General features: G+C 69.2%; 3 protein-coding genes. All 3 read left to right on the top strand.

From position 1 onward, the window contains the following. Positions 1–925 (top strand): DNA-directed RNA polymerase subunit beta (locus E1291_RS38620; RefSeq protein ID WP_503108258.1); only part of this gene is annotated, 925 nt, incomplete at its 5' end. Between the two features lie 20 nt (positions 926–945). Beyond that, positions 946–4,818, top strand: coding sequence for a DNA-directed RNA polymerase subunit beta' (locus E1291_RS38615; RefSeq protein ID WP_131742982.1), 3,873 nt, complete (start codon positions 946–948; stop codon positions 4,816–4,818). A gap of 108 nt (positions 4,819–4,926) precedes the next feature. Continuing rightward, on the top strand, positions 4,927–5,459 hold a 533-nt coding region (locus tag E1291_RS38610), incomplete at its 3' end, for a sigma factor (RefSeq protein WP_278045311.1).

Genomic DNA, 5,459 nt, shown 5'->3' with positions numbered 1-5,459 from the left:
GGTCCGGGTGTACGTGGCGCAGAAGCGCAAGATCACCGATGGGGACAAGCTCGCGGGCCGGCACGGCAACAAGGGCGTCATCTCCAAGGTGCTGCCGGTCGAGGACATGCCGTTCCTGGAGGACGGTACCCCGGTCGACATCGTCCTGAACCCGCTGGGCGTCCCGGGCCGCATGAACGTCGGCCAGGTCCTGGAAACCCACCTCGGCTGGGTCGCCAGCCGCGGCTGGAAGGTCGAGGGCGAGGACGCCGACTGGAAGCGCGCCCTGCACGCCATCGGCGCGGACGAGGCTCCGGCCTGGACCAACACCGCCACCCCGGTGTTCGACGGCGCCCGCGAGGACGACGTCACCGGCCTGATCGAGAGCACGCTGCCCAACCGCGACGGCAACCGGATGGTCGGCCCGGGCGGCAAGGCGAAGCTGTTCGACGGCCGCACCGGCGAGCCCTACAAGGACCCGATCTCGGTCGGCTACATCTACATCCTCAAGCTGCTCCACCTGGTCGACGACAAGATCCACGCCCGCTCGACCGGCCCCTACTCCATGATCACTCAGCAGCCGCTCGGCGGAAAGGCCCAGTTCGGCGGCCAGCGCTTCGGTGAGATGGAGGTCTGGGCCCTGGAGGCGTACGGCGCCGCCTACGCCCTGCAGGAACTGCTGACCATCAAGTCCGACGACGTCCTCGGCCGCGTCAAGGTCTACGAGGCCATCGTCAAGGGCGAGAACATCCCCGAGCCCGGCATTCCCGAGTCCTTCAAGGTGCTCATCAAGGAAATGCAGTCGCTGTGCCTCAACGTCGAGGTCCTGTCCAGCGACGGCATGTCCATCGAGATGCGCGACACCGACGAGGACGTCTTCCGCGCCGCGGAGGAGCTCGGCATCGACCTGTCCCGGCGTGAGCCGAGCAGTGTCGAAGAGGTCTGATCAACTCAAGGGGAAAACAGTTGCTTGACGTCAACTTCTTCGACGAACTACGCATCGGCCTGGCGACCGCTGACGACATCCGCCAGTGGTCCCACGGCGAGGTCAAGAAGCCGGAGACGATCAACTACCGCACCCTCAAGCCGGAGAAGGACGGGCTCTTCTGCGAGAAGATCTTCGGCCCGACCCGGGACTGGGAGTGCTACTGCGGTAAGTACAAGCGCGTCCGGTTCAAGGGCATCATCTGTGAGCGCTGCGGCGTCGAGGTGACGCGCGCCAAGGTGCGCCGTGAGCGGATGGGCCACATCGAGCTGGCCGCGCCGGTCACGCACATCTGGTACTTCAAGGGCGTCCCCTCGCGCCTCGGCTACCTGCTGGACCTGGCCCCGAAGGATCTCGAGAAGATCATCTACTTCGCGGCCTACATGATCACCAGCGTGGACGCCGAGCGCCGCGACCGCGACCTGCCGACGCTGGAGGCCCACATCTCCGTGGAGCGTCAGCAGATCGAGCAGGCCCGCGACGCGCAGGTCGAGGCCCGCCAGCAGAAGCTGGAGGGCGACCTGGCGGAGCTGGAGGAGGCCGGCGCGAAGGCCGACCAGAAGCGCAAGGTGCGCGACGGCGCCGAGCGGGAGATGAAGCAGCTGCGCGACCGCGCGCAGCGCGAGATCGACCGTCTCGACGAGGTGTGGAGCCGCTTCAAGAACCTCAAGGTCCAGGACCTGGAGGGCGACGAGCTGCTCTACCGCGAGATGCGCGACCGGTTCGGCAAGTACTTCGAGGGCGGCATGGGCGCCGCGGCCATCCAGGCCCGGCTGCAGAACTTCGACCTCGACGCCGAGGCCGAGAAGCTGCGCGACATCATCCGCACCGGCAAGGGCCAGAAGAAGGCCCGCGCCCTGAAGCGGCTGAAGGTCGTCTCGGCGTTCCTCAACACCCGCAACAGCCCGCTGGGCATGGTGCTGGACTGCATCCCGGTGATCCCGCCGGACCTGCGCCCGATGGTGCAGCTGGACGGCGGCCGGTTCGCCACGTCCGACCTGAACGACCTGTACCGCCGGGTGATCAACCGGAACAACCGGCTCAAGCGGCTGCTCGACCTCGGCGCGCCCGAGATCATCGTCAACAACGAGAAGCGGATGCTGCAGGAGGCCGTCGACGCGCTGTTCGACAACGGCCGCCGCGGCCGCCCGGTCACCGGGCCGGGCAACCGCCCGCTGAAGTCGCTGTCGGACATGCTCAAGGGCAAGCAGGGCCGGTTCCGGCAGAACCTGCTGGGCAAGCGCGTCGACTACTCCGGCCGTTCGGTCATCGTCGTCGGCCCGCAGCTGAAGCTGCACCAGTGCGGCCTGCCCAAGCAGATGGCGCTGGAGCTGTTCAAGCCGTTCGTCATGAAGCGGCTGGTCGACCTCAACCACGCGCAGAACATCAAGTCCGCCAAGCGGATGGTCGAGCGGGCCCGCCCGGTCGTGTGGGACGTGCTGGAAGAGGTCATCACCGAGCACCCGGTGCTGCTGAACCGCGCGCCGACCCTGCACCGCCTCGGCATCCAGGCGTTCGAGCCGCAGCTGGTCGAGGGCAAGGCCATCCAGATCCACCCGCTGGTCTGCACCGCGTTCAACGCCGACTTCGACGGCGACCAGATGGCGGTGCACCTGCCGCTGTCGGCCGAGGCGCAGGCCGAGGCGCGGATCCTGATGCTGTCGACCAACAACATCCTGAAGCCGTCCGACGGCAAGCCCGTGACCATGCCCACCCAGGACATGATCATCGGCCTGTACTGGCTGACGACGCAGAAGGACGGCTCGGAGGGCGAGGGCCGGGCGTTCGGCGGCATCGCCGAGGGCATCATGGCCTACGACCGGGGCGAGCTGGACCTCCAGGCCAAGATCCAGATCCGGCTGAAGGACGTCCCGCCGCCGCGCGGCTGGCAGGCACCCGAGGGCTACGAGCCCGGCCAGCCGTACCGGCTGGAGACCACGCTCGGCCGCGCGCTGTTCAACGAGACGCTGCCCGAGGACTTCCCGTTCGTCAACGACGAGATCGGCAAGAAGCAGCTCTCGGCGATCGTGAACGAGCTGGCCGAGACCTACCCCAAGGTCGCCGTCGCCAACGCGCTGGACGCGCTCAAGAGCGCCGGGTTCCACTGGGCCACCCGGTCCGGTGTGACCATCGCGATCGACGACGTGATCACCCCGCCCAACAAGCAGGACATCCTGGGCGGGTACGAGGCCCGCGCCGACAAGGTGCAGCGGGAGTTCAACCGCGGTCTGATCACCGACGATGAGCGCAAGCAGGAGCTCATCACGATCTGGAACAACGCGACCGCCGACGTCGCCAAGGACATGGAGCAGGCGTTCCCGAAGGCCAACCCGATCTGGATGATGATCCAGTCGGGCGCCCGCGGCAACCCGCTCCAGCTGCGGCAGATCGCCGGTATGCGCGGCCTGGTCTCCAACCCCAAGGGCGAGACCATCCCGCGTCCGATCAAGTCGTCGTTCCGCGAGGGCCTGTCGGTCGTCGAGTACTTCATCTCGACGCACGGCGCCCGCAAGGGCCTGGCCGACACCGCGCTGCGCACCGCCGACTCGGGGTACCTGACCCGGCGCCTGGTGGACGTCGCGCAGGACGTCATCGTCCGCGAGGAGGACTGCGGCACCGACCGCACGATCCCCTTCGAGGTCGCCGAGCGCGCCGCCGACGGGTCGCTGGTCAAGCTGGCCACCACCGAGACCAGCCTCGTCGGCCGGACGATCGCCGAGGACGTCGAGGTCGACGGCACGGTCATCTTCCCGGCCGACACCGACCTGTCCGACACGGTCGTCACCCGCCTGGTCGAGGCGGGCGTGGAGCGCGTCCGCACCCGCAGCGCCCTGGTCTGCGAGGCCAAGATCGGTGTCTGCGCCGCCTGCTACGGCCGCTCGCTGGCCACCGGCAAGCGGGTGGACGTCGGTGAGGCCGTCGGCATCATCGCCGCGCAGTCCATCGGTGAGCCCGGCACGCAGCTGACGATGCGCACCTTCCACACCGGTGGTGTGGCCGGTGGCGACATCACGCACGGCCTGCCGCGCGTCCAGGAGCTGTTCGAGGCCCGCATCCCCAAGGGCGTCGCGCCGATCAGCGAGGTCGCCGGCCGAGTCAAGATCGACGAGACGGAGAAGGCCCGCAAGGTCGTCATCGTCCCCGACGACGGCTCGGACGAGATCGCCTACCCGGTGCCGATGCGCTCGCGCCTGCTGGTCAAGGAGGGCGAGGCCGTCTCGGTCGGGCAGAAGCTCATCGCCGGTGCGATCAACCCGCACGAGGTGCTGCGCATCCTCGGCCCGCGCGCCGTGCAGCTCCACCTGGTCCACGAGGTCCAGGAGGTCTACCGGTCGCAGGGCGTGTCGATCCACGACAAGCACATCGAGATCATCGTCCGCCAGATGCTGAAGCGGGTGAACATCCTCGAGTCGGGCGACACCGACCTGCTGCCCGGCGACCTGGTCGAGCGTCCGATCTTCGAGGAGACGAACCGGAACGTCGTGGCCGAGGGCGGGGTCCCCGCCGCCGGCCGTCCCGTCCTGATGGGCATCACCAAGGCCTCGCTCGCGACCGAGTCGTGGCTGTCGGCGGCGTCCTTCCAGGAGACGACCCGGGTGCTCACCGAGGCCGCGATGCACGCCAAGAGCGACCCGCTGCTGGGCCTCAAGGAGAACGTCATCATCGGTAAGCTCATCCCGGCCGGTACCGGCATGCCGCAGTACCGCAACGTCCGGGTCGAGCCGACCGAGGAGGCGAAGGCGGCGGTCTACTCCGTCGGCTCCTACGACGACGGCGCCGAGTACGCCTTCGGCCAGGGCTCCGGCGAGGCCGTCCCGCTGGAGGAGTACGACTTCGGGCAGTACAACCGCTGATCCCCGAAGACGGTCCGGGAAGGCCGCTCCCCGCTCGCGCGGGGGGCGGCCTTCCGCGTTCCGGGGGGGCCGCTGTCACACCCCGGGCGGTCATCTCGTCCCCATGACGTGGACGAAGAGGAGGCGGCGCGACGGTTCCAGGCGCTGCGCGGGCGGCTCATGGGCGTGGCCTACGGGCTGCTGGGCAGCGTGGACGAGGCCGAGGACGTCGTTCAGGAGAGCTGGCTGCGGCTGCGCTCGGCGGACCGCGCGCAGATCGCCGACCTGACCGGCTGGCTGATCGTCACCGTGGCCCGGCTCGCGCGGGACGTGCTGCGCTCGGCCCGGCATCGGCGCGAGGAGTACGTCGGGCCGTGGCTGCCCGAGCCGCTGGTCGGCGGTGTGGAAGGCGGCGGGTACGGCGACCCGGCGGACCGGGTGACCCTGGAGGAGTCGCTGAGCGTGGCGATGCTCGTGGTGCTGGAGTCGCTCACCCCCGCCGAGCGGACGGCGTTCGTCCTGCACGACGTGTTCGGGGTGCCGTTCACCGAGATCGGCCAGGTGGTGGGGCGCGGCCCGGCGGCCTGCCGGCAGCTCGCCGCGCGGGCCCGGCCAAGAGCAAGGAATGATCTTGCGCTAGTGGCTGCGCGCCACGTACCGGT

It is taken from the genome of Actinomadura roseirufa (assembly GCF_900659635.1).
Lineage (GTDB): Bacteria > Actinomycetota > Actinomycetes > Streptosporangiales > Streptosporangiaceae > Spirillospora > Spirillospora roseirufa.
Note: the sequence above shows the minus strand (reverse complement) of the source record. Positions and strands in the feature narration are given on the sequence as shown.